This window comes from Hyphococcus sp. D3-15, from assembly GCF_055809375.1.
The window spans coordinates 2,998,383-3,021,309 of sequence record NZ_CM147910.1; the positions used below are offsets into that span (position 1 = coordinate 2,998,383).

At 57.7% G+C, this 22,927-nt stretch carries 21 protein-coding genes; 13 read left to right on the top strand and 8 right to left on the bottom strand.

Annotated features, from left to right (window positions below):
• Positions 1-116: 116 nt before the first annotated feature.
• The 4 genes from AC0L8G_RS14840 (at position 117) to AC0L8G_RS14855 (ending at position 3,652) form a co-directional block, all read left to right on the top strand.
• Entirely contained in the window at positions 117-1,310 is a 1,194-nt protein-coding gene (locus AC0L8G_RS14840) for a hypothetical protein (protein WP_473384954.1), read from the top strand.
• A gap of 81 nt (positions 1,311-1,391) precedes the next feature.
• Positions 1,392-1,961, top strand: a complete 570-nt coding sequence (locus AC0L8G_RS14845) for a hypothetical protein (RefSeq protein ID WP_473384955.1) — start codon at positions 1,392-1,394, stop codon at positions 1,959-1,961.
• 136 nt (positions 1,962-2,097) lie between these two features.
• The gene (locus AC0L8G_RS14850; RefSeq protein WP_473384956.1) at positions 2,098-2,265 is read left to right on the top strand and encodes a hypothetical protein; all 168 of its coding nucleotides are present in this window, start codon (positions 2,098-2,100) and stop codon (positions 2,263-2,265) included.
• Positions 2,231-3,652 carry a hypothetical protein gene (locus AC0L8G_RS14855; protein ID WP_473384957.1) on the top strand — a complete coding sequence of 474 codons (1,422 nt, stop codon included), beginning with the start codon at positions 2,231-2,233 and terminating at the stop codon, positions 3,650-3,652. Before AC0L8G_RS14850 ends, AC0L8G_RS14855 begins: the two co-directional genes overlap by 35 nt.
• Before the next feature lie 81 nt (positions 3,653-3,733).
• Here the strand turns inward: AC0L8G_RS14855 and AC0L8G_RS14860 are convergent, their stop codons facing one another.
• Both AC0L8G_RS14860 and AC0L8G_RS14865 read right to left on the bottom strand, forming a co-directional pair.
• A complete protein-coding gene (locus AC0L8G_RS14860) occupies positions 3,734-3,949 on the bottom strand; it encodes a hypothetical protein (RefSeq protein WP_473384958.1) in 216 nt (71 codons plus the stop codon).
• 80 nt (positions 3,950-4,029) lie between these two features.
• Positions 4,030-4,512, bottom strand: a complete 483-nt coding sequence (locus tag AC0L8G_RS14865; RefSeq protein ID WP_473384959.1) for a hypothetical protein — start codon at positions 4,510-4,512, stop codon at positions 4,030-4,032.
• Between the two features lie 171 nt (positions 4,513-4,683).
• Between AC0L8G_RS14865 and AC0L8G_RS14870 the strand changes: the two genes are divergently transcribed.
• The 4 genes from AC0L8G_RS14870 to AC0L8G_RS14885 all read left to right on the top strand — a co-directional run bounded on the left by AC0L8G_RS14870 (position 4,684) and on the right by AC0L8G_RS14885 (position 9,826).
• Complete coding sequence (locus AC0L8G_RS14870; RefSeq protein ID WP_473384960.1) at positions 4,684-4,986, top strand: hypothetical protein; 303 nt, start codon at positions 4,684-4,686, stop codon at positions 4,984-4,986.
• Positions 4,987-5,202: 216 nt separating this feature from the next.
• Positions 5,203-6,528: an efflux RND transporter periplasmic adaptor subunit gene (locus AC0L8G_RS14875; RefSeq protein ID WP_473384961.1), complete on the top strand. Its 1,326-nt coding sequence runs from the start codon at positions 5,203-5,205 to the stop codon at positions 6,526-6,528.
• A 15-nt stretch (positions 6,529-6,543) separates the two neighbouring features.
• Complete coding sequence (locus AC0L8G_RS14880) at positions 6,544-8,478, top strand: MacB family efflux pump subunit (protein WP_473384962.1); 1,935 nt, start codon at positions 6,544-6,546, stop codon at positions 8,476-8,478.
• Between the two features lie 4 nt (positions 8,479-8,482).
• Positions 8,483-9,826 (top strand): efflux transporter outer membrane subunit, encoded by a 1,344-nt coding sequence (locus AC0L8G_RS14885; RefSeq protein ID WP_473384963.1) that lies wholly within the window; start codon positions 8,483-8,485, stop codon positions 9,824-9,826.
• Between the two features lie 51 nt (positions 9,827-9,877).
• Here the strand turns inward: AC0L8G_RS14885 and dgcA are convergent, their stop codons facing one another.
• Genes dgcA through AC0L8G_RS14900 form a run of 3 tightly spaced genes read right to left on the bottom strand, consistent with a single transcriptional unit; the run spans position 9,878 to position 12,546 of the window.
• Positions 9,878-10,852, bottom strand: coding sequence for an N-acetyl-D-Glu racemase DgcA (dgcA, locus tag AC0L8G_RS14890; protein WP_473384964.1), 975 nt, complete (start codon positions 10,850-10,852; stop codon positions 9,878-9,880).
• 55 nt (positions 10,853-10,907) lie between these two features.
• Positions 10,908-11,234 carry an amidohydrolase family protein gene (locus AC0L8G_RS14895; RefSeq protein WP_473388881.1) on the bottom strand — a complete coding sequence of 109 codons (327 nt, stop codon included), beginning with the start codon at positions 11,232-11,234 and terminating at the stop codon, positions 10,908-10,910.
• On the bottom strand, positions 11,122-12,546 hold the full coding sequence (locus AC0L8G_RS14900) for an N-acyl-D-amino-acid deacylase family protein (RefSeq protein ID WP_473384965.1): 1,425 nt from the start codon (positions 12,544-12,546) through the stop codon (positions 11,122-11,124). Before AC0L8G_RS14900 ends, AC0L8G_RS14895 begins: the two co-directional genes overlap by 113 nt.
• 235 nt (positions 12,547-12,781) lie before the next feature.
• Between AC0L8G_RS14900 and AC0L8G_RS14905 the strand changes: the two genes are divergently transcribed.
• Both AC0L8G_RS14905 and AC0L8G_RS14910 read left to right on the top strand, forming a co-directional pair.
• Positions 12,782-14,077 carry a serine hydrolase domain-containing protein gene (locus tag AC0L8G_RS14905; protein ID WP_473384966.1) on the top strand — a complete coding sequence of 432 codons (1,296 nt, stop codon included), beginning with the start codon at positions 12,782-12,784 and terminating at the stop codon, positions 14,075-14,077.
• Positions 14,078-14,091: 14 nt separating this feature from the next.
• Positions 14,092-15,450, top strand: coding sequence for an aspartate aminotransferase family protein (locus AC0L8G_RS14910; protein ID WP_473384967.1), 1,359 nt, complete (start codon positions 14,092-14,094; stop codon positions 15,448-15,450).
• 19 nt (positions 15,451-15,469) lie between these two features.
• On the opposite strand, the gene AC0L8G_RS14915 is transcribed toward AC0L8G_RS14910, so the two are convergent.
• From AC0L8G_RS14915 to AC0L8G_RS14925, 3 genes are all read right to left on the bottom strand, one after another.
• Entirely contained in the window at positions 15,470-16,009 is a 540-nt protein-coding gene (locus AC0L8G_RS14915; protein ID WP_473384968.1) for a MarR family winged helix-turn-helix transcriptional regulator, read from the bottom strand.
• Between the two features lie 281 nt (positions 16,010-16,290).
• On the bottom strand, positions 16,291-18,531 hold the full coding sequence (locus AC0L8G_RS14920; RefSeq protein WP_473384969.1) for a TonB-dependent receptor: 2,241 nt from the start codon (positions 18,529-18,531) through the stop codon (positions 16,291-16,293).
• Positions 18,532-18,759: 228 nt separating this feature from the next.
• On the bottom strand, positions 18,760-19,686 hold the full coding sequence (locus AC0L8G_RS14925; RefSeq protein ID WP_473384970.1) for a branched-chain amino acid transaminase: 927 nt from the start codon (positions 19,684-19,686) through the stop codon (positions 18,760-18,762).
• A gap of 374 nt (positions 19,687-20,060) precedes the next feature.
• Here AC0L8G_RS14925 and AC0L8G_RS14930 point away from each other — a divergent pair, with 374 nt between their 5' ends.
• Genes AC0L8G_RS14930 through AC0L8G_RS14940 form a run of 3 tightly spaced genes read left to right on the top strand, consistent with a single transcriptional unit; the run spans position 20,061 to position 22,900 of the window.
• Positions 20,061-21,275 (top strand): thiamine pyrophosphate-binding protein, encoded by a 1,215-nt coding sequence (locus tag AC0L8G_RS14930; protein WP_473388882.1) that lies wholly within the window; start codon positions 20,061-20,063, stop codon positions 21,273-21,275.
• A gap of 16 nt (positions 21,276-21,291) precedes the next feature.
• Positions 21,292-21,762, top strand: a complete 471-nt coding sequence (locus AC0L8G_RS14935; protein ID WP_473384971.1) for a thiamine pyrophosphate-dependent enzyme — start codon at positions 21,292-21,294, stop codon at positions 21,760-21,762.
• Positions 21,763-21,799: 37 nt separating this feature from the next.
• Complete coding sequence (locus tag AC0L8G_RS14940; protein ID WP_473384972.1) at positions 21,800-22,900, top strand: YkvI family membrane protein; 1,101 nt, start codon at positions 21,800-21,802, stop codon at positions 22,898-22,900.
• The last annotated feature ends 27 nt before the right edge of the window (positions 22,901-22,927 follow it).

Genomic DNA, 22,927 nt, shown 5'->3' on the forward strand with positions numbered 1-22,927 from the left:
GAACTCATATGCCGCCGCCTCAACTATTCGCCGCGACTCACCGCGGAGGGAAGTCCGTATTGCTGATGCGGCCGGCATGGCGTTCCTATTGGGCGGCCGGTCTATCGATGGCAGGCGTGTTTCTATTTTGGGCCATCAAGAAAGCGAGCTTTGACGCCTTCGCCGAGAGCATCGGCCTCGCAGCAGAGCTTTCGGGGTTCGGCCTCATCATCGCGCTGGCGCCGATCCTTTTTGCGGTGCTTTATCACCGCTACACCCACTCCTTTGAGATTGTCGACGCAACGTCATTGCGGCTGACCGTAGGCTTCATTTCACGCAGCAAGCGCGAATTTACAATCAGCGACAAGATCCAGTCCGACATGGTGCAGACCCTGCCCGGACGCTTGTTGAATTACGGCACCATCGCCTTTTGGACGGGCGATGATCGCAGTCAGCTTGTCTGGAAAAACGCGCCGGACCCGGATCAGGTGATCAGTTTTATCAACTCCCTGAAATCCAGCGAAGCGCCGGCCGCGCCCCATGCGCGCGCCGCTGACGGGCCGGCGGCGAACGGCCGCGAAGCTCCGCCCACGCTTAAAGAAGCCAAGAAAAACAAGGTGACCAACTTTCGCGGCGAGCATCTGGCGAAAAAACCATCTGAGCTTCGGCCGACGCGCATTCAAACGCCCTTCGGCGCCTATATCGACAATGACGACGGCACCGTCACCCATGATGATAGCAATCTCATGTTTATTCGCGCGCCATGGGGAATGGTCTGGACAGGAGAAACTTTTGTCGGCGAGCCCATCATGATGCGCTGGCATGAAGCGGCAGACCTCTTCGGGCAAGGCGCCACCGTCGGTTACTCTGTCGGCGAAACTATGGCGTATATGGGCCGGGGCAAGCTTGCAGCATCCACTCAAGGATTTAAGGCGGGACGCTGCGCCGTTCACTTTGCCGGATACCGGGACTGGCGGCTGCCCACGGCATGGGAGCTGGATCGCATGGCGGGTTACGCCGCTTATCACGGGCAGTCCGATCCTGAAAATCATCCGGGGCTTGAACTCAGTGAAGAGGATCAACGTTTGTGGGCATGGCGCGGCAAAGCCAATCAGGCGCTTCTTTCCAGCATGTTTCCGGAATTTGCACGGAACATGGTTCATCTATGGACGGCGAATGATCTCGGCGGCGCTTTGGCATGGGCCTTTGACGGTTCGTTCCCGGTCGGCGACCACAAGACGTCACGCGAGCTCGCTGTTCTATTGGTTCGAAATCGTCAGCGCGGCGAGCTAGGGGCGACCCAAGTCTCCGACAAAACCCTCGCTTACTGATCAGAACCGCAACCATGAATTTCGCGAATTGATCGCGCGCATTCTTGCGCATGAACAGCCTAGACCAGACAGGAGTGAAAGATGAAAAACGCGACCCGCACAATGCGCGCCCTGCCCGGCGCCAAGATCGCGGCGGCAGCCTGCACCGCGCTCATCGCTTCGATGTCCGGCGCCGCAGAAGCCAGCAGTTGCAATGATGGCTGCATGAGTTTGTGCAACAAGACTGGAAATACCGTCTGGGTCGCCACGCTTCATGTAAAGGGGTCGCTTGGCTGTGCGTTTTCAGGGAATGGCTGCAGCACAATCTCGGAAGGCTGGTGGAAGTTAGCCCCTGGAAAATGCTTTGAACCGGACGCCGATTTATTCTGGGAAACCTATTACTCGATTTTCACCAAAGCATCGGATGGCACCTGGAGATATCCGCAATGGCCAAAAGATCAGGCGCTTTTGAAAGGCAATAAGTACAAAGGACTTTCCGGATATTCAGGATATTCGATGTGCGTCGATAAGAAAAACGCCTTTCGGCGCATGGTTTCCGGCAAAGTCATCGCCGCCTTTAGAGAAACCTGCCCCGCGGGCTATGAAAAGTCGCCGGTCAACCTCTATACGCGCGCCGAGGCCGGCTATGACCTTTCCTATTCAATAAAATAAGCCTTCAATCAGGCGTAACAACGCCGACCCGGCATCGCGAATGCACCGCGTTTCCGGCAATAGAGGATCACCGCTCACTATGGAAGACAACCTAACCGCTTTGTGGCGCCGCGCAGCGCTCTGGCCGGAAAATGCCGTGAGCGTGCTGGAAGCGGCGCGCGCCGGCGGGCAGACAAAAACCGACAACAAGCCGGCCGCCCCACGGAATTTGCACAGCGCGGAGTTCAAAGACGGACTGGCCAAAAGCAATGCGCAAAAGCCGATAGCCGTTGCCGCGCTGGATTCTGCTCAGCCCCTCCTCTGACGATCAGATGGTGCGCAGCGCCTATGCGGCGATCCAGGATGTTTTCATCAGCCACTATGGCTCAATCGAAAGCTGGGACGCCATCAAGCCGGCGCTTGCGGCATGGGACGAGCACCGGGCCTGTGCGTTTTTTCTTGAATTTGTCGTCCTTGGCTCGCCGGACCCGATCGCCGTTCACAACGCGATGCTGTTTCTCTCCTACACCGGCAGACCGCTGGCGGCAGAGGACATTGAAGCGCTCTCTTTCCATGAAAATCCTGCAATTGCAGATCGGGCATGCGAGCTCGCCATGCAATCGAGCCTACCCGCGAAAGATAAGGAATGGCTTGCATTTGAATGCGCAAAGCGCGGAACGGATTTCTCCGAGCGGGAAGTTCTCAAGAATGTCGGCCCCGAAAGCGACCGGCGAATAAAGGACTGGGTTTTGCAGCGCCTGTTTGCGGATCCGCATCCGGGCTACGGCTATGTTATCGATGATTATATCGACATTATCCTTGCGTTTACCGAAAAAGGCGACCTCCTGTCCGCGCTCAAAGACAAAGCCCCCGCAGACTGGTTGATCGACGGCGCGCTGAAACTTTTTGGCAATCATCTATGCAATGGTATTGACCGTGCGGTGATCTGGGTGGAGCCCGGCGATGAAGCGGAGGAACTTGAAAGCCTGTTCCTTCTCATCGATCACGCGACGAGCCGCAATCTGTCGCTAAAATCGCTTATGCATCTGTCGCGGATTTTTTATTCCTGCTTTTCTTTTGCTGACCAATCGACCGGCTCGGACAACGCCCAAACAATAGATGATGAAGACTGGTTGAAGGGGCGCGATGAAGATTTGGCGGCGGCCCGCAAGATCGTGAATTTCTTGAACGCGCCCGGCAACAAGGAAAAAATCAATGCGGCTTTAGAAAAGACAGACCAGCCCGACTTCAATGATGCGATAACAATCATAGAAAATGTTTTTGCAGGCGAGTATTTTTCGACCTTGTTCAACGCCATCAAGAACAGCGCATACCCCGCCTATCTGGAAGATCTGCGACGCGCCGTCAGAACGGAAGAACAGGCGCGCGCTGTCATAGACTGGGCCGTGAAATGGTGTGGCATCAATGAGAACGGGTATATTTATTTTCCCGGGCGCGGCCATTGGCGCGTGCTGCAGGGAGTCATGCCGCTTACCGGTAAATATCCCGGCATTGGCGGTCCGCTGATTCTGGCGGGACTGGACTATCGGTCGCCGGCAAAAGATGAGGCTATCCATGCGCTGCTTGCATGGCCCGTTGCGCTCTGGCCGCCAGCAGCCGGCGACAGGCTTCGCTTGGCGGTAAAACATACGCTCAGCACCCACGAAGCTCTGTTGAAAGCGCTTGAAAAACTGGATGCGCAAGATTCCTGAAACTACGCCGCCGCGCGCATTGCGTAAATTTCTGTGCTTGTGGCTGGATAAAGCAGCATTCGCCTTTTGGGTCGACGCCCGTCAGGCTTTGCCGATTGCGTTCTTATAGTCGCCTTCGGAAATTTCATGCCGGTCCGACACTTCGGTTTCAATGTAGAAAGTAAGCGCATCATTTCTGATTTCACTCGCTGTCCCGGGATCGACCGAATAGGTCTCCACAATGATCCCGTCCTCCCACACAGTCTTCACGGGTTTGCCGTCAAAGCGGAAATATTTTACGCCGTTGAAGTTTTCCATGAACCTCAAGATCCTCCGGGAACTAGTTTCAAAATCTATTACTTGCCGGCCCTCGCTTCGCACCGGCTTGATGCTATGCGTTACTCCGCACTCCACGCCAGCCTTACCGGTCCGTGAACATCTGGATCATAGGGAACCGAGCGCGCGCGATCCTTCCACTCAAAGACCGCAATCGCCATCCCGTAAAACGCAGCCATCAGAGCGAGCGGACGGTTGTGATCCCCAAGCACTTCGAGTTGCAACATATAACTCTGAAACCCATCGCTTCGAATGTCCGCGGGCGCTGATGGCGAAGGGCGATTGTTGAGTATGATTGCGAGCGCACCGTCGAAAAATGGTTCGTGCTCGAGATAATCCGCAATTTGGCGGCTCAACGCCGCGTCGCCGCCCTCCGATAGAAGCAGTGGCGACAGCTGTGCGGGAATCCAGTCCTCATCACCTTCCGCCAGCGCTTCGCTCAGCACAACAATATGCCTTAAAAGGCTTGGGTCCGCATATAGACTCTTGAGCCGGGCCCGCAAGCGCTCATGCAGCCCATCCACACGGTTTGAAAGTGTTGACATCAGAGCACACCCCTCGCCTGCGCTTTTGATGACTGCCGTCAGCCACATCTTTGCACATAGAAATTACCAATCTGGCGCCAATAGTCACGGCAAAGCTCCGGTCATAACCGGTTTTGTTAGCTGCTGACGCAAATGCGCTGGGATAGTCTTCCTGTCGGCAGGAGAGCGGCAATGAACATCTGTGTATTTTCAGCTTTGGTGCTGGTCAGCTTCAGCGTCGCCGGCTGCGCGAGCCATGGAGAGAAAAGCCATGTGCAAGCCTCGTCACTCGCCCCCTGCGACGGCGACGCTGACGACAATGCGCAGACATGCTGCATAAAGATTGAGGACCTGGCGCAGCTCCCGGTCAGCGAAGATCCGCTCTACAGGCTGATGATCCCGTTTGCGCCCACTGCCAAAATGCGCGCCCGGATAGGCGAGCTGCGCGAAAATTTATGCGATGAGACCGGTTCAAGAGAATTCGCCGCCCATTGAACCCCATGAGCCCGAAGGGCCCTCTCCCCAGTTCCGGCGTATAGCGAGAACGCGTCCCGGGCGTCCGCCTCAATTGGCCACAAAATTACCCAACAAATAACATCAATGACAGCGCCGGAATGTCTGACTTTGCACGTTTAATCGGCATCACAGGCAGTCGGGCCATCCCTCCGTTCAGGCCACATCGCGGGCTGAAAATGAAGAAGAAACACTAAGATGAAAATCGGAAATCTGTTCAAAATCAATCGCTTGACGCTAGGGGTTCTCGCTGCGGTCGTGATTGTCTCCGGCTATCTCCTATTCACCGGCCGCGAAAAAGAGCCTGATTATCAAACCGCAGAAGTCACGACCGGGGATATTGAGGTGTCGATTTCCGCCGCCGGGAAAATCCAGCCGAAGAATTATGTGGATGTGGGCGCGCAGGTCTCCGGCCAGCTTGAGGAGTTTTTCTTCGAGGTCGGCGAGAATGTGAACAAGGGCGACCTCCTCGCCCAGATCGACGAAACGCTGGCCGCCGCCAAAGTCGAAGCCGATCTGGCCCAGCTGAAAGAGCTGGAAGCCTCCTATGCCCAGCAGCAAGCCTCGCTCGAATTGTCGAAAGCAAATGCCGCGCGCGCCGACATGCTCTACAAGGCGGATGCGATCTCCCAGGCGGAATATCAGGCATCTGTCGCCGACAAGAAAATCGCCACCGCGCGCCTGGCGCAGCTTGATGCGCAAATCGACCGCCAGAACTCAACGCTTGAAGCTGATCAGGCGACGCTCGAATTCACCAAGATCTACGCCCCTATGTCCGGCACGATCGTCTCTCAGGCGGCGGTCGTCGGCCAGACGCTGAACGCCAACCAGACAACGCCGACCATTCTACGTATCGCCGATCTCACCGTCATGACCGTCGAGGCGGAAGTCTCCGAAGCGGACGTTTTGCGCGTGAAAAAAGGACAGGACGCCTATTTCACCACGCTTGGCGGCGGCGGCGGAAAATGGCGCACCACTGTTCGTCAGGTCCTGCCGCAGCCGGAAGTGCTGAACGACGTCGTGCTGTATAAAGTGCTGCTCGACATTACCAATGACGATGAGCTGTTGAAGCCCGAAATGACCGCGCAGGTTTTCTTTGTCTCCGGCGCGGCGAAAGACGCCGTGCTAGCCCCCGTCGCGGCGCTGCGCGATCCGGCCCGGACGCGCCCGGACAGAACCCGCGAACCGCGCGAAGACGGCGACCGCCGGCCGGGCTTGATGGCCGCACAGGCCAGTGAAACGTCGAACGACGCACAGGCGCAGAATCCGCGCCGCGCCGCAATGCGCGAAGCCATGGCCGCGCATCCGGACGCCGAGCGTAAAATGGTCTTGAAGATGGAGAATGGCGAACCGCGCCCGCAGCCTGTGCTCGTCGGCCTTTCCAACCGCACCCAGGCGGAAATCCTTTTCGGTCTCGAACCCGGCGACATTGTCGTCACCGGACAGGCTGTGACCCTGCCGTCATCGCGCTCCGGCGACCGTATGCAGCGCCCGCCCGGCATGGGCCGGCGCGGACCGCGATAGGCGGAGGCGAACACAATGGCTCCCCTGATCGATATTCAAAATGTCAGCCGGATTTACGGCAAGGGCGAAGCGGAAGTCCGCGCCCTCGATGATGTCAGCCTGACCATCAAAGCGGGCGAGTTCGTCGCTATTGTCGGCCAGTCCGGTTCCGGCAAGTCCACCCTGATGAACATTCTCGGCTGTCTCGACCGCCCCACAAGCGGCGTCTATTCCGTACACGGCAGTGATGTCGCGCAATTGACGCCTGACGCCTTGGCGGCGCTGCGGCGGGACACATTCGGCTTCGTCTTTCAGCGCTACAATCTGCTGACGACAGTGTCTGCGGCGGAGAATGTGGAAATGCCGGCGATCTATGCCGGGGGCAAGCTTGAGGAGCGCCGCGCCCGGGCGCAGGAGCTGCTGGAAAAACTCGGCATTGGCGACCGTGGCCAGCACCGGCCCAATGAGCTTTCCGGCGGCCAGCAACAGCGCGTCGCAGTGGCGCGGGCGTTGATGAACGATGCGGAAGTCATTCTCGCCGACGAACCCACCGGCGCGCTCGATTCCAGTTCCGGCGCAGAACTGCTGGCGCTGCTGGAGGAACTACACGCGGCGGGCCGCACGATCATCCTGATCACCCATGATCACAACGTCGCCGCACGCGCGCACCGCATCATCGAACTCGCTGACGGCAAGATTATCTCCGACACCGGCGAAGCAGCAGAAGCGACACCCGTCGCCCCATTTGAGAAAACCGTCGATGCGCCGTCATTTCTGTTGCAGGCGAGCGAAGCGGTGAAAATGGCGTTTCGTTCTCTATACGCCAATCTGTTCCGCACCTCGCTCACCCTGCTCGGCGTCGTGATCGGCGTCGCCGCCGTCGTCGCCATGCTGGCGATTGGCGAAGGCAGCTCGAAACAAGTGGTGGCGAGCATCGAGACGATGGGCTCCAACCTCCTCTTCGTGCGGCCCGGCGCACCGGGAACCCGCATGCGCGGATCGGCTATCGCGACGCTGACCATGCAGGACGCCGAAAGGCTCGCCGAAATCGACAATATCATCGCCGCCGTGCCGACGCGCTCGGGCCGCGAAACCCTGCGTGTTGAAAATGCTGACTACCAGACATCCATAGACGGCGTTTCCCATGACTGGCCGCTGGCGCAGAACTGGGACGTGGCTTACGGGGCCTTCTTCACGCAAGATGACCAGACCCGCCGCGCCGCCGTGGTCGTGCTTGGATATACAGTCGCCGACAATCTGTTTGACGATGTCCCCTCCGCAGTCGGGCAATATGTCTTTATCGGCGGCGCGCCTTTCGAAGTTGCAGGCGTCCTCGCGCCGAAAGGCGCCACCGCCTGGGGACAGGACATGGACGATGTGGCGCTGGCGCCGATCACCACCGGCATGATGCGCCTGTTCGGCCAGAATTACCTTTCATCCATTACCCTCGCGGTCGATGACACCAAACGCATCGCCGAAACCGAAGAAGCCGCGCGCGTCCTGTTGCTATCGCGCCATGGCGTCGAAGACTTCCAGTTGCGCAACACCGCCTCCATTCTTGAATCCGTGGAGGAAACGCAAAAAGCGTTTTCCGTGCTGCTTGGCTCGGTGGCGGCGATCTCGCTTGTGGTGGGCGGCATTGGCGTGATGAACATCATGCTCGTTTCAGTGACGGAGCGTACGCGGGAAATCGGCGTGCGTATGGCGACCGGCGCAAGGCGCTCCGACATCATGATGCAGTTCAATACCGAAGCGCTAGTGGTCGGCGCGCTGGGCGGGATTATCGGCGTGTTGATCGGCCTCGGCGTATCGCTGGCGCTCGGCGCAAGCGGCGCCATGTCCATCGCCATCACGCCTGCGCCCGCCATGCTCGCCTTCGGATCGGCGCTCGCCATCGGACTGCTTTTCGGCTTCATGCCCGCGCGCAAAGCCTCACGCCTCGATCCCGTCATCGCCCTGGCGTCGGAGTAAAAACATGAAAAAAATCCTCCTCTCCGCAACCGCGCTTTCTCTTGCCGCCTGCGCCACCGCTTCGCCGCCGGTCAGCGAGCTGACGCGCTTGCCCGACGCCTTCGACTATGCCGGCGAACTCAACAGCATCGAAAAACAAGACGCGCTGTGGTGGACAAGTTTCAGCGATCCCGAACTGGATGCGCTGGTCGAAAAAGCCCTCGCCGCCAATCAGGATATTGCGAGCGGACTCGCCGCGCTGCGCGCTGCGCGTGCATCCGTCAGGGTCGCGAATGCGTCCCTGTTTCCGCAATTGAGCGCTAGCGCTTCGGCCTCGTCCAACACTGAAGGCGGCGGGCTTGATGACATTTCAGCCTCCGCGCGCGGATCGGCATCCTATCAGCTCGACCTTTTCGGCCAGAACCGCGCCAGCCGGGCCGCCACACGCGCCAGTTACGACGCGCAAGCTTTCGACCAGCGCGCGCTCGAACTCACCGTCGCCTCCGATGTGGCCTTCACCTATTTCTCGGTGCTTGCAGCGCGCGAACAGCTCGCCGTCGCCAATTCCAACCTCGAAATTTCCGAACGCATCTTCGACATCATTCAAACCCGCTATGAAGCGGGCGATGTTTCGCGTTTCGATCTCGAAAGCCAGAAGGCGTCACTCGCCAACGCCCGCGCCCGCGTGCCGCAAATCGTGCAACAGCTTGTAAGTCTCGAAACCGCGCTGTCGGTGCTGCTCGGGCAGACGCCGCAAGGATACGCGGCGCCGGAAGGCGACATACTCGCGATGACGCCGCCCGCCATCAATCCGGGAATGCCGTCTGAACTGTTGCTGCGGCGGCCTGACCTTCTCAGCGCCGAAGCGCAATTGCGCGCCGCCGACGCCAATGTCGCCGCCGCGCAGCGCGCCTTCTTTCCCTCGATTGATCTCAGCTCAGGCGTCAATGCGGGACTGACGGGCGGAACCAGCGTGATCGGATCGCTCGCAGCCTCGATTGCGGCGCCGATCTTCACGGGCGGACGCCTTGAAGGCCAGCTCGATTCCGCCGAAGCCCGCGTCGATCAGCAGATCGCCCGCTACCGTCAGGCGACGCTCAACGCCTTGCGCGATGTGGATGTGAGCCTTAGCGCTCTCGACACTGCCGAAAAACGCGAAGAGCAACTGGTCATCGCCCGCGAGGCGGCGCAGAAATCTCTGTCGCTTGCCGAGATTCGCTATCGTTCCGGCGCTGACAATCTCACAAGCCTGCTCAATGCGCAGTCAACCGCTTTCAGCGCGTCGGACAGTCTCGTGCAGGGCCGGCTCAACCGGCTTTCCGCATCGGTAGACCTTTACGCTGCAATCGGCGGCGGCTGGGGCGGCTGATCTGCTGACGGCCGAACGTATTTGTTGGTCGGCCAAAGGGAGGCGCAAGCCTTACCCCCACAACGCCGCATCGGGAATGCCGACAATATTGCCGGAATATTTAATCCCGTGCTCAATGTCAGAAATTGCGAGAAGCGGCCCATCCAGATCAACGAACTCCGCCATTTGTCCGATGATGAAGGCCGGCGCCATTGAGAGCGACGATCCGACCATGCAGCCAACCATTATGCGAAACCCTCGCGTTTTTGCTTCCTGCGTCAGCTTCAAGGCTTCTGTGAGGCCGCCGGCCTTATCCAGTTTCACATTGACGATCTGATACCGCCCCTCAAGCGCCGCCAGCGACTGCGACGTCTGGCACGATTCATCCGCACAAAGAGGAACCGGTGAAGCGAAACCGGCCAACGCCTCATCACCCCCGGCCGGGAGCGGCTGTTCAATCATCGAGACATTCAGTTCGGAAAAATAAGGCGCCCATTCGCGAAGCTGGTCCATCGTCCATGACTGGTTGGCGTCAACGACAATCACGGCGTCCGGACGGGCGATGCGCACCGCCGAAACCCGGTCCAGATCCGCACCGCCATCAAGCTTGAGCTTAAAGATGTCATAGGGCGAAGCTTTCGCGCGCGCGCCCATGACATTCGGATCATCCACGCCGAGCGTGTAAACGGTTTTCAACGGCTTTACCGGCGGCAACCCCGCCAGATCCCAAGCCCGCCGGCCTGCGCGCTTTGATTCCAGATCCCAAAATGCGCAATCAAGCGCGTTCCGGGCGCCGCCGGGCGGCAGCAATTCCTGAACCTGCTCGCGTGTTGCGCCGTTTGTGATGTCTGCAGCCACGCCAGATAGCTGGTCCGCAAGCATCTCAACGGTTTCGCCCCGGTAGAAAATGCTTATCCCCTCGCCCCGCCCCGACAAAGCCGAATCGCGCAGGCGAACCTGCACGGTTTCGATCGTTGACTGGCTGTAATTCGCAATGCGCAGCGGAGTCGCCAGCTCCCAGTCCACGCGCGCAAGATCAATCTGCATCTTTTACAGTGCTTTCAGTTTAATACAGCGCGCCCTCATTTCAGGGCTCGCGTTTCTATTTACGTTTTGGCGGGGTTGGCGATGTTTTCAGTTCACGCTTGACCAACACGCCCGGCGTCAGCTTCGTAGAGGCGCCGTCACGCAGCGCGAAGGCGCCATTCACCAACACATGCTCCACGCCCACAGGCATAAGCGTTGGCTCAGACCAGCTTGACCGGTCTTCAATTTTCTCGGCGTCGAAGATGCACAAATCAGCATAGGCGCCCTTTTCAATCCGGCCGCGTCCTTTCAACCCGATGAACTCCGCCGGCGCCGATGTCATTTTCCGAACCGCCTCGCCAAGTGAAAGGCGCGCAATATCGCGAGCATATTTTCCGAGAATACGAGGGAACGTGCCATAGGAGCGAGGGTGAATGACGCTCGCCGAGATCAAACATCGGGTAGGCGTCGCTGGCGATCATCACCCATGGCTGAACCATCAGCGTTTGCATGTCTTCTTCGTAAAACCCGCCGACGCTGACAGTGACGTCTCCTTCCGCTTCCAGCAGAAGCGAAACAACCGCATCAAATCCGTTTATGTTCTTGTCGGCGGCCACTTCGGAAACAAAGCTCATGTCATATTGCTCGCATCCCGGGCAATCCAGGATGTATAATGAGGATGGTCCGGATGCTTTATAATGGCTGAACCCGTCCGCGCCGCCGGTGACGGTTTCATGGCGAAGGCGCTCGCGCTGAACGGGGTCGTTCAACAATGCGCGCACATCCTCGAGGCTTTCCACATGCACGCCCTCAGGAAACGACATCACGTCCCAAAGCTTTAACGTCGCAACAGCGGGATAGGGATATTGATCAGCGACCACATAAACCCCGTCGCGATTTGCATCCTCAACCTGTTCGATCACGGCGCGCACCAGGCCGCGGTGATGTTTTCCCGGCGTCGTCAGATGCGTGAGATTAACCGGCAGTCCCGCCTGACGCCCGATCTCAATTGCTTCCCAATTCGCCTGCAACAAAGCGCTATGGGGGTCGCGCACATGGCTGCTATAGACGCCGCCAAAAGGCGCAACCTCTTTTGCCAGCGCGACCACTTCGTCGGTTTCACTGAACACGCCCGGCGAGTACATCAGCCCGGTCGCCAGCCCGACAGCGCCCATCTCCATGCCTTCGCGAACCTGCGCGGTCATAAGTGAAAGTTCGTCTTTTAACGGCGCGCGGTTCTGGCGCTCGCCCATCACCGTTTCACGTACCCCATTATGTCCGACAAAATAGGCGACATTGACCGCCACACCTTCATCATTGATCGTCGAAAACACATCCCGCAATTGCTCGGGTCCATATGAGCCGTCAGGCCCGATCACAATCGTCGTAACGCATTGGCGAAGCGTTTTCTCACTCAGATTAGCGTCTTCCACTTTGCCAAAGGCGAATTCGGAATGGTTATGAAGATCAATGGCGCCGGGCATGATGGTCAGCCCGCTTACATCCACCCTTTGCTCAGAATCCGTCTTTACGTTCCGGCCGACCGCAACAATTTTATCTCCTTTTATCGCGATGTCCGCCCGGCGAGGCTCCCGTCCCGTCCCGTCGACAACCATCCCGCCGGTCAACAGAAGATCGGCGTCTTGCGCGATCGCCTGTGCTCCGGCCGGCGCCATCGCAAAAACGCACATTGCCGCAATCGCTAGATTTCTCATATTACGCCCTTTTGTGTTTTATGGTGTGCAACCATTCGCAATGTCGCCAGAATGGCTTGTCGGTTTAGCACGCATCACGCTTTTTGTTTGTATTACCATCTATTTTACAGTCGATCAAGCGAGCCTGCCCCCGCTCGCGCCGCCGGATGCGATCAGCGCGCGCATTTTTGTTTGCATTACCATCTATTTTATGACAGCATGACGAACGCGTCCGCAAAGGAGATTGAGGAAAACTATGCCGAACAAATCCCTGGTTCCGTCATCCCTTCGCCAACGCAAGGCCCGCCCGCTCCTGTCGGCGCTCGCCTTTTCCGCAACCCTTCTCATTCCGGTGATGTCGATGGCCGAAACCGGCGCTGCGCGAGATGCATCGCGGCATTGCCGCGCATCCCTTAAAGCGGACCAATCAATCCCCTCGGGCGTTTTGACCGCTCCCTGCGCGCGCACAGCGGAAGAAATCGACGCCGCCTTGAATGCGCTGGCCGCAGAGAACCTGTTCTCCGGCGCCATCTTGCTGGCGAAGGACGGACGAATTGTTTTTCAAGGCGCCTATGGCGAGGCGAGCCGCGAATATTCCGTCGCCAACGCACTCGACACTCAATTCAATCTCGCCTCCGCTGGCAAAATGTTCACCGCGGTTTCAATCGTCCAGCTCGAAGAGCAAGGCCGCCTTTCTTATGACGACACGATTGATAAATTCCTGGATGCGTCCTGGCTCGATCCAGAAATCGCCAAACAGGTGACTGTCGCGAACCTGTTGAGCCACACGTCGGGATTGTCGGACTATTTCAACGAGCACTATATTGAATCCTCGCGCCTGCTGTTCCGCGAAGTCGACGATTTCAAGCCGCTTGTGGAAGACTCCACCCTGTCTTTTGAACCGGGGACGCAGTGGTCCTATAGCAATACCGGCTATCTGCTTCTGGGCGCGATCATTGAATCGGTCACCGGCAAGAAATACCCTGACTACATCAAGGAAAATATCTTTATCCCCGCAGGGATGACGGATACAGCCCCGCTGGATCTCGATCATGTGAACAAGGGATATGCGCAAGGCTATGCGCGCCGTCCGCAAAAGCCGCTGCCCGAGGGGAACCCGCCGAAAAACCCGGACTACAGAACCATGACAACCGTCATGGCGGCGCGCACGAAACTGGCGAACCAGTCAGACCCTATCTTCACCAACAACATACTTGATCATGTCGTGCGCGGCGGACCGGGCGGCGGATCGTTTTCCACCGTTCTCGATATGCTTGCCTTTATGCGTGCGCTCAAAAGCGGCGATCTTGTGAGTCTCGAAAGCGTAGCGCTGATGACAAGTCCGAAACCGTCCTCACCGGATTATGGTTACGGCGTGCAGCTTGTCGATGGCGGCTACGGGCATAGCGGCGGCTTTCCCGGGATCAGCACCATGACGCTTTCATACCCTGACGGATATGACATGATCGTCCTGTCAAATCTCGATTGGGGTAGCTTCGTCGCCGTGAATCAATTGTTGGAGCTTGGCGGCTATAAGAAGTCAAAAAGATAGCGACGGATCAGAGTATGAAACCGACAAGCGGCGGCGCGTCGACGATCCTTGACCGCTATCTTGAAAAAACCCCCGGCTCGGCGAAACTCGCGGCGCAAGCGCCCGACTATCTGCCGGGCGGAGTCGTCACCGACACGCGCGTTTTTGATCCCTATGGAATCTATGTGGACCGCGCAGCGGGCGTCAAAAAATGGGATGTGGACGGCAACGAGTATCTGGATTTTTTTGGCGGCCACGGCGCCAATCTGCTGGGCCACTGCCCGCCTGAGATCGTTGAAACCGTTCAGCAAACCGTTGCGAAGGGCGTTCAGTTTGCGGCGAACCAGCCGCTTGAAATTGACCTTGCGCGCGAGATCATTCGCTTATTGCCGTCGGCGGAACGCGTCCGCTTCACCGGATCCGGCACCGAGGCGACCCTTCTGGCGATCCGCCTGGCGCGGGCCGCAACCGAGCGGTCAAAGATCGTGCGTTTCGCCAGTCACTATCACGGATGGCACGACCATTCCGCTTCCGGTTACGCCGCACAGTTTGACGGCGCGCCCGCAACAGGCATTCTACCTGAAATCACAAACAACACGCTGCTGCTGCGCCCCGGCGACAGCGCGCAACTGTCAAAAGCGGTCGAAGAGTTCGGTCATGAGATCGCCGGCTTTATCATCGAACCGGTTGGAACGCATTTCGGCGTCGTGCCGCTCGATCCGGATTTCCTGCATCAGGTGCAAAAGGCTGCGCGGCAGACTGGCGCCATCTTCATTCTCGACGAAGTGCTGAGCGGATTTCGCATCGCCCCCGGCGGCGCGCAAAGCTTTTACGGTTTGTCTCCCGACCTAACAACGCTGGCGAAAATTTTATGCGGCGGCATGCCGGGCGGCGCCGTCGCCGGGCGCGCAGATATTCTGGATCTCATGGCGGCCGACGAAACCCGCAGGGCCGGACGGCCAAAAGTCCTGCATCAAGGAACATTTACCGCGAACCCCGTTTCCATTGCCGCCGGCCTGGCGACGATCGCCCAACTGGAACGCACAAACGCCTGCGATAAAGTCAACACGCTTGGCGCACTCGCCCGCAAGCGCCTCAATGAAACCGCCAGAGCAGAGTCCCTGCCCTTCAGTTTCTACGGCGAGTTTTCCATTTTTCATGTCCTGTTCGACGCGAACCCGCCGGCCGACATGCGCTATGAAGACTATCTCGCCCGGCCTCAACCGTTGACCAACCGGTTTCGCATGGCGCTCAATGTTTTGGGTATCGATGTGAACACGCGGGGCAGCGGCCTGCTAAGCGCGGCGCATGAAGAAGCCGATATTGACACGCTTTGCGACGCACTGGTTGAAGCCGGCCACATGCTGCGCCAGGAAAACCTTCTGCCGCAGTGAAAATCCGGTTTTGGCGGAACTAGTCAGCGTCGTTTGTAAGGCGCGCCAAAAGATCGATAAGCGTTTTTTTCTCGGCTTTTGTCAGCGCCCCGGCGAATTCTTTTTCATGCGCTTCTATTTTGACTTGCGCCGCCGCGATCAGGTTTTCACCCGCCGGCGTCAACCGTAGCGAATAAACCCGCCGATCATCCTTGCGGCGAACGCGGCGAACCCAGCCCATTCTGACAAACCGGCTAATGATCGGCACAATTGTAGAGCGATCAATGCCCGTCGCTTCCGCAAGACGCATCTGGCTAAGGCCCGGATTCAGACTGATCAGCAAAAGCACGCTATATTGACCTGGCGCGAGTTGCTCCTCGCGCAAGCTTTCGCTGAAAGTCTGGAAAAGAACGCTGGCGGCTTTTCGCACCCGGTATCCAACCAGATTGGGCAGCTGCCCATAATCAATCTCAATCGGGGCGTCCAGCTCCTCCTGCCCGACGACGGGCTTCACACTCGTTGGCGTACGATTGATTTTTTTCGCCTTGGCTTTGGTCGTTTTCACCTGAAGTCCTGTCATCGTCTTTTTTTGGCTAAACTACTGTGCGGGTGCTAATTTGGCGAGAGACATACAAACTCTGACGCGCCAAACACTAGCTGTTTAGTTTGCATCCCTCAAACAATACAGAGTTTTTTTTATGCAAAAGCCTATTTTTCGCTTTGCATGCGCCCCGTCAATCCAACGCGGCAAGCCGGAGCGACCCTGTCGCCCCGGCTGACCGAATTTCACTCATGTGACCGCAATCGCGCAGCGCGCCCATTCAGGAGAGATGCGCTTTTGCAGCTTCGCCTTGCGCGGAACTAAAACTGCTTGCGCAAGCTTAGCCCGATCGTGCGCGGCCGGTTGACGTTCACTTTGTCGAAACCGCTGATGTTGTTTACAAGCAGTTCCGCCCGCTTGTTTGTCGCGTTGTCCACAAACACCGTCATCGTCCAGTCGTCCATTTCGACCCCGGCCCGCAGTCCAAGCAACGTATATGGACGGTTTTTGCGGTTTAGCGGATCTTCCGGACGGAACAGGGTGTAGCTGCCCCCGGTATAGGTGAAGGTCGGCGTAAAGAATCCGACGATGCCGTTGCTGATGGGCGCGCGATATTGCGCCTGCAGCGAATAGGTTTGCTCCGGAACCAGCGGCAAGCGGTCACCCGCCAAGCCGGGGAAGCTGCCGGGGAAGAAGCCGCAGCTTGGCGACATGCTGGCGCGCTCTTCTGCGGTGCACGAGCCCGGCTGATCTTCAGCGATTTCCGCTTGTTGAATGGAGAAGCTACCCGCCAAAGTCAGCGCGTCGGTGACTTCGGCGCGAATTTCACCTTCAACACCGATGACAGACGCCTTGCCCGCATTATCGCGATAAACAAATGCGTTCATCGGACCGCCCAGCGTGCCGACCTGAACGTCAGACCAGTCGGTGTAATACGCCGCGAAATTGGCTGTGATCCGGTCATCCCACCAGCTCGACTTCACGCCGACCTCATAGGTGCGCAGCGAGTCCGAGCCATATTCATATGGAATCGTGCCCGTCGGGTCGATCTGGGCGATGGCGTTGAAGCCGCCGGTGCGGAAACCTTCCGCGACCATGGCGTAAATCAACGCTTCTTCCGTTGGCTGCCAGGCGAGCTGCGCCTTGAACACGCTGGATGACTGGTCGATGGCGTTGCGCGATTCCGGATTGGGATCGAACGGCGCCGGATGGTCGGCGGTTGTCGAAATCACCCGGTCATATTTTGCGATCCGGCCGCCGGCTGTGGCCGTAAGCGTGTCCGTAATATGGAAATACACTTCACCAAAAGCTGCGTATTCGGTGTATTCCAGCTTGGTGAAAAGGTCGAAGAACAAGTCGCCATTGGGCAGATAGACCTGCTGACCTGTATCGCCGAACTCGTCGCCAGTGTTGAGGAAAAATCCGCCAATCGTATACTCAAACATCCCCGGCTGCGAGGTTAGCCGCACTTCCTGACTGAATGTCTCGTCATGGCCGATATTGTGAATGCGCGCGCCATAGCCTTCAAGCTCTGTCGCATCCTGTTCGCCGATACGGTCGGTGATGAAATAGGTCGATGAAGAGGTAAGCGTTGCAAACCCAAGATCGACGTTGCCCGTCAAATTGTAGATCTGGATTTGATCTTTTGATTCTTCGTTGATCGCCTTGATGGTTTCATATTCGCCGGGCGTGACGCCGGTCGGGAACCATGGGCGCATCAGGAATGGCGGGAATGGCGATGGCGGCGCGACAAAGCCGGGCGTGTCTTCATTCAGCGAATCCGATTGCTGGTCCTGGAAGAACGCGGTGAAGCTCAGGTCGAACGCGTCGCTTGGGGTCCAATTGACATTGATGCGGCCGCCGAGAACATCGCTTGAGTTGATGTCTTCCTCACCGGTCGCGGCATTGTCGATGAAGCCGCTCAAATCTTCATAATAGCCAACGATGCGAACCGCCAACTCGTCTTCAATAAGCGGAATGTTGACGGCGCCGTTGACGGAGTAGTTCTCACCGCCCTTGGCCGTCGTGCTCAGCCGGGCTTCCGCATAGCCGCCGAATTTCGAGGAATCCGCTTCATTGAGCACGGTTTTCACTGTGCCGCCCATGGAGCCGCGGCCGTAAAGCGTTCCTTGCGGACCGCGCAGCACTTCGATGCGGTCAATATCATAGAGACGAACGTCTGTTTGGGTGCCGGCGCTGATTGGAAATTCACCAACATATTGCGCGACAAGACCGCCCTCGATGAGGCGGCTCGAATTGATGCCCCGGATAATATATTGCTTGGAGCCCGGGCCGTAATCGATCACGGCGACGCCCGGCACTGTCCGGAAATAGTCGGTGAATTCTACAGCGCCCATGCGCGACAGGTCTTCGCCGGAAATCGCGCTGACCGCCAGCGGCGTATCTTGAATCGACTGCTCTCTTTTCTGCGCAGTCACAACGATCGTGTCTCTAACGCCTGCTTCATCCACTGCAGATTGCGCTTGCGCCGCAGTCGCCAGCGGCGCGTGAAGCGCTGCAAAAGCTGACGCCATTAACAATTTATTCCTGGAAAACTTCATGCTTAGCCCCTCTTGTCGGTCTGCGCATTGAAACTCGCGCGCACTATCCCCGTTGCCTATGAAGCCACCCTATCGAATATTGGTTGGTATTGCAAACTGTTTTTCCGCCCACCTAATTTTGAGCGCACGAAACGCCCCGCCCGACTAGCCGAACGCACCGTACGCCAACAAAATAATGGTGAATGAAATCCTGCGCGGCGCATTGAAAAACACCGGCGGCGCAGGACTTTACGCGACCGGCGTAATCCAGTCCGCATGCGCGTCATCAGCGCCGGTCACGCAATCTCGATAGGCCTTTTGAAGCGTCTTCACGAGTTCCCCGGGCGCGCCGCCGCCAATTTCGCGGTCGTCGATAGCGATTACCGGCGTAATTTCCGCCGCCGTGCCGGTTACGAAAACTTCCTCAGCGCAATATAGTTCATCGCGCGACATTTGCCGCTCCACCACGGTGAATCCGCGCTCTGCGGCAAGCGTCATGATTGTATCGCGCGTAATGCCCTCAAGAATATTGGCCCGGCCTGGCGTTGAAAGTTCGCCATTTCGCAAAGCGAAAACATTGGATGTCGAACATTCCGCCACATGTCCCTGGGCGTCCAGCAGCAAGGCGTCCTTATAGCCGGACCGGCGCGCCTCCATCACAGCCATCATCGAGTTAATATAGTGGCCGTTGGCCTTGGCCTTACCCATGACTGCGTTCATGTGATGGCGAACATAAGAGGACGTCTTGACATTTATGCCCTTCTCTTGCGCCTCTGCGCCGAGATAGTCCTCCCACGGCCACGCAGCGATAGCGAGATGCGTGTCATTTCCCGCCGCAGAAACGCCGACGACTTTACCGTCATAATAGCAAACAGGCCTGATATAGCAGCTTTTAAAGCCATTTCGGCGAACCAGCTCAAGCTGCGCCTCACTGACTTCGAGAGGCGTAAAGGGAACCTCCATGCCAAGAATTTTCGCGGAGTCAAACAACCGTCTCGTGTGATCAGCTAACCGGAAAATCGCCGGCCCATGCACGCCGTCATAAGCGCGCACACCCTCAAACACGCCAGCGCCGTGTTGAAAGGTGTAGGAAAGAACATGAACAGTCGCCTCACGCCAGGGCGCAAAGGAACCATCCACCCATATATCACCATCGCGATCCTCCATGGACTCCATGATGGATGACTCCTTCGTATTTTTCCGGAGAATTCAGTTTCTGGAATTTGTTTTTATTACCATCAAATTGGTTTTTGGTCCACCAAAATCATGGTTTATCGATTTTTGTTTGCATTACAAACTTTTATGCCGGATAATCGCAAACGCCAGAGGTGAAACGACTGCGGAAAAAATCGGAGCACCTCAACACGAACAGCCGCGGCGCCGATACAAGCCGTAGAAAACAACCCGGGGGAATATTCAACGCTCGCAATTGCGACCAATGCGATCTTGCGAACAGCACTATTTTCCCAACCGGACAGTGATCGGAATCCAGGCGCCTGCTTGCGCGAGTTTTCCAAAGATATGACAGAGGTATTATGTATTCCGCCAGCATGGCATTGTTGGAAGCCCTTGAAGAACTGGGCGTAGATTGCATTTTCGCAAATTTTGGCAGCGATCACGCAGGCCTTCTCGAAGCGATCGCCCAGGCGCGACGTGAAAACATAAAAATTCCGCGCATCGTTACGTCGCCGCATGAAGCAGTCGCGATGAGCGCCGCGCATGGGCACGCCATGGTTTCAGGAAAACCGCAAGCTGTTTTCGTTCATGTGGATTGCGGCACCCAATCGCTGGCGGGCGCGATGCACAACGCCGATCGCGGCCGCGCGCCGGTCTTTATCTTTGCGGGCCTGTCGCCGATCACCCAAAATGGCGAACTGGCGGGCAGCCGCAATGAATTTATTCAATGGATTCAGGACGCCCATGACCAGACGGGGATCGTCAGGGGATCGGTCCGCTACGCCAATGAAGTGCGCACCGGACAAAATATAAAACAGATCACCCATCGCGCACTGCAATTTGCGAGCAGCGATCCGCAAGGCCCGGTCTACGTCACGGCAGCGCGCGAAGTTCTGGAAGAAACTGTTCCAAAACGCGCGACGATGGTGGACCAGTGGAGCCCGGTTTCTGACTGCGCACTGCCCGAAAGCGGCGTGCGAGAGCTGGCCAGCGCACTGTCTCAGGCGCAAAGACCGCTAATTGTCACCTCCTATATCGGCCGCAAACCGGAAGCGGTCGCGCGGCTGGTGGATCTGTGTGAAAGCTTCGGCGTTGGGGTATTGGAATCAGTGCCGAGCCGGATGAATTTCCCGCATGATCATGAACTCTATCAAGGCAACCAGTGGAACGAGCCGGTGCAAAATGGCGCCCTCGCGGACGCCGATTGCGTGCTGGTGATCGATAGCGATGTGCCGTGGATTCCGGCCCATAACCGCCCGAACGCCGACGCGAAAATTTTTCACATCGATATCGATCCGCTAAAAAGTCAGATGCCATTATGGCATATCGGCGCCGTGCGCAGCTTTCGCGCCGACGCCGCCACAGCGCTCCCGCAGATAAAAGCGGCGCTTGAGAACATGGAAACCAACCCTGACGCGATCGCCGAACGCCGCAGCGGCTACGCCAGCCGGCATTACAATCGCGCCGAAGCGATCGCTCGCTCCGAGCAACCCGATAATGGCCTCACTGCAGCCTATCTCGTATCGCGACTTCGCCGCCATGTATCGGACAAAACCATCCTGCTGAACGAGATCCATAACCGAATATAAAACCGTGTGCGATCATATGATGATGGGCCGCCCCGGATCCTTTTTCACCAGCGGCGGCGGCTCGCTTGGCTGGAACACCGGCGCCGCGCTCGGCGCGAAGCTCGCCGCGCCCGATAGCGAAGTCATCGCGATTGGCGGCGACGGCAGCTATATGTTTTCAATTCCGTCGACCGCCCACTGGATGGCCCGGCGCTATGACCTTCCTTTTCTTCAAATCGTGCTGAACAATAATGGCTGGAACGCACCGCGCCATTCCATGCTTTCCGTGCACCCTTCCGGACAAGGCAGCGCGGCCGAAAATCTTGATCTGGGTTTTGAACCCGCGCCCGATTACGGGGCGATCGCAGCAGCAGCAGGCGGCGCCTTCGTGCGGCAGATCCGCACCTGCAGCGAACTCGATGCTGCGATTGAAGAGGCGCTCCACGCAATTCGGACCGAACAACGTAGCGCCGTCTTGGATGTGCATTTACAAAAGCCGGTAAATTAAACCGCAATCGCGCGCGGAAAAGCCATCAGGAATGACCATGAAAAAATTCTTTCAACGCTATTTGCTTCCCGGCCTGATCTTCCAGTCGGTCGTGATCGGCGGGGGCTATGGTACTGGCCGCGAACTGGCGGAATTTTTCATGCCTCACGGGCCGCTCGGCGGTTTGCTCTCCATGCTGGTGGCGACGCTTATCTGGGGAACGGTCCTCGCCCTGTCCTTTGAATTCGCCAGGGTGACCGGCAGCTATGACTACCGCACGTTTTTTCGCAATCTGCTCGGGCCGTTCTGGCTGGTTTTCGAAGTTGCATTTCTCCTGTTCATGGTGATCGTTCTTTCCGTCATCGGCGCAGCCGCGGGCGAGCTGGCGCATCAGGCGTGGAATATCCCTAAATTCATCGGCTCCGGCGCCTTTCTCGTCACCGTCATCTTCCTGGTGTTTTACGGCTCCGCCTTGATCGCCGGGTTCCTCTCCACATGGTCAATGCTGTTATACGCCGTGTATTTTTTGTTTCTGGTGATGGCGTTGACCAAAGCTGGCGACACCACTCTCGCAAATTTCTCAAGCGAGCCGGTTAAGCCAGGTTGGATTTGGGATGGCGTGCGCTATGCGGGGTATAATCTCTCGGTGGTGCCGGTTGTGCTCTTCGCCATACGCGCGCTCGACAGCCGCCGGGAAGCGCTCAGCGCCGGCTTTCTTGGCGGGTTCATCGCTATCATGCCGGCGGCGTTCTTTTTTATCGCGATGGCTTCCTATTATCCCGGCATCAATGACGCGCCGATCCCCGCAACATATATTCTGGATGCGCTGGGCATCGTTTGGCTGACCGTTGTTTTTCAAGTCATGCTGCTCGGCACGTTCATTGAGACGGGCGCCGGACTAATTCATTCGGTAAACGAACGGATCGCGGAAAACTTTCGCGAACGGGGCGCGCAGATGTCGCGGTTCGTTCGGCCGGCGGTCGCGTTCGGCATGCTTGCTATCGCCAACGGGCTGGCGATGTCGGTCGGACTTGTGGATCTTATCGCGAAAGGATACGGCATCCTCACCTATGTCTTTATCGCGATCTATCTTGTCCCGCTTCTGACGCTCGGCGTCTGGAAGATATGGCGCGCCGACAAAGCTATGCAAAACAAGTAACCGGACGCACCGCGCGAGGGCTCGCCC

What these genes read in the sequence shown, in the direction of transcription:
- AC0L8G_RS14845 (WP_473384955.1), top strand. Translation starts at nt 1,392, where the DNA reads ATGAAAAACGCGACCCGCACAATGCGCGCCCTGCCCGGCGCCAAGATC.
- AC0L8G_RS14860 (WP_473384958.1), bottom strand. Translation starts at nt 3,949, where the DNA reads ATGGAAAACTTCAACGGCGTAAAATATTTCCGCTTTGACGGCAAACCC.
- AC0L8G_RS14865 (WP_473384959.1), bottom strand. Translation starts at nt 4,512, where the DNA reads ATGTCAACACTTTCAAACCGTGTGGATGGGCTGCATGAGCGCTTGCGG.
- AC0L8G_RS14870 (WP_473384960.1), top strand. Translation starts at nt 4,684, where the DNA reads ATGAACATCTGTGTATTTTCAGCTTTGGTGCTGGTCAGCTTCAGCGTC.
- AC0L8G_RS14875 (WP_473384961.1), top strand. Translation starts at nt 5,203, where the DNA reads ATGAAAATCGGAAATCTGTTCAAAATCAATCGCTTGACGCTAGGGGTT.
- AC0L8G_RS14880 (WP_473384962.1), top strand. Translation starts at nt 6,544, where the DNA reads ATGGCTCCCCTGATCGATATTCAAAATGTCAGCCGGATTTACGGCAAG.
- AC0L8G_RS14885 (WP_473384963.1), top strand. Translation starts at nt 8,483, where the DNA reads ATGAAAAAAATCCTCCTCTCCGCAACCGCGCTTTCTCTTGCCGCCTGC.
- dgcA (WP_473384964.1), bottom strand. Translation starts at nt 10,852, where the DNA reads ATGCAGATTGATCTTGCGCGCGTGGACTGGGAGCTGGCGACTCCGCTG.
- AC0L8G_RS14900 (WP_473384965.1), bottom strand. Translation starts at nt 12,546, where the DNA reads ATGAGAAATCTAGCGATTGCGGCAATGTGCGTTTTTGCGATGGCGCCG.
- AC0L8G_RS14905 (WP_473384966.1), top strand. Translation starts at nt 12,782, where the DNA reads ATGCCGAACAAATCCCTGGTTCCGTCATCCCTTCGCCAACGCAAGGCC.
- AC0L8G_RS14910 (WP_473384967.1), top strand. Translation starts at nt 14,092, where the DNA reads ATGAAACCGACAAGCGGCGGCGCGTCGACGATCCTTGACCGCTATCTT.
- AC0L8G_RS14915 (WP_473384968.1), bottom strand. Translation starts at nt 16,009, where the DNA reads ATGACAGGACTTCAGGTGAAAACGACCAAAGCCAAGGCGAAAAAAATC.
- AC0L8G_RS14920 (WP_473384969.1), bottom strand. Translation starts at nt 18,531, where the DNA reads ATGAAGTTTTCCAGGAATAAATTGTTAATGGCGTCAGCTTTTGCAGCG.
- AC0L8G_RS14925 (WP_473384970.1), bottom strand. Translation starts at nt 19,686, where the DNA reads ATGGAGTCCATGGAGGATCGCGATGGTGATATATGGGTGGATGGTTCC.
- AC0L8G_RS14930 (WP_473388882.1), top strand. Translation starts at nt 20,061, where the DNA reads ATGGCATTGTTGGAAGCCCTTGAAGAACTGGGCGTAGATTGCATTTTC.
- AC0L8G_RS14935 (WP_473384971.1), top strand. Translation starts at nt 21,292, where the DNA reads ATGATGATGGGCCGCCCCGGATCCTTTTTCACCAGCGGCGGCGGCTCG.
- AC0L8G_RS14940 (WP_473384972.1), top strand. Translation starts at nt 21,800, where the DNA reads ATGAAAAAATTCTTTCAACGCTATTTGCTTCCCGGCCTGATCTTCCAG.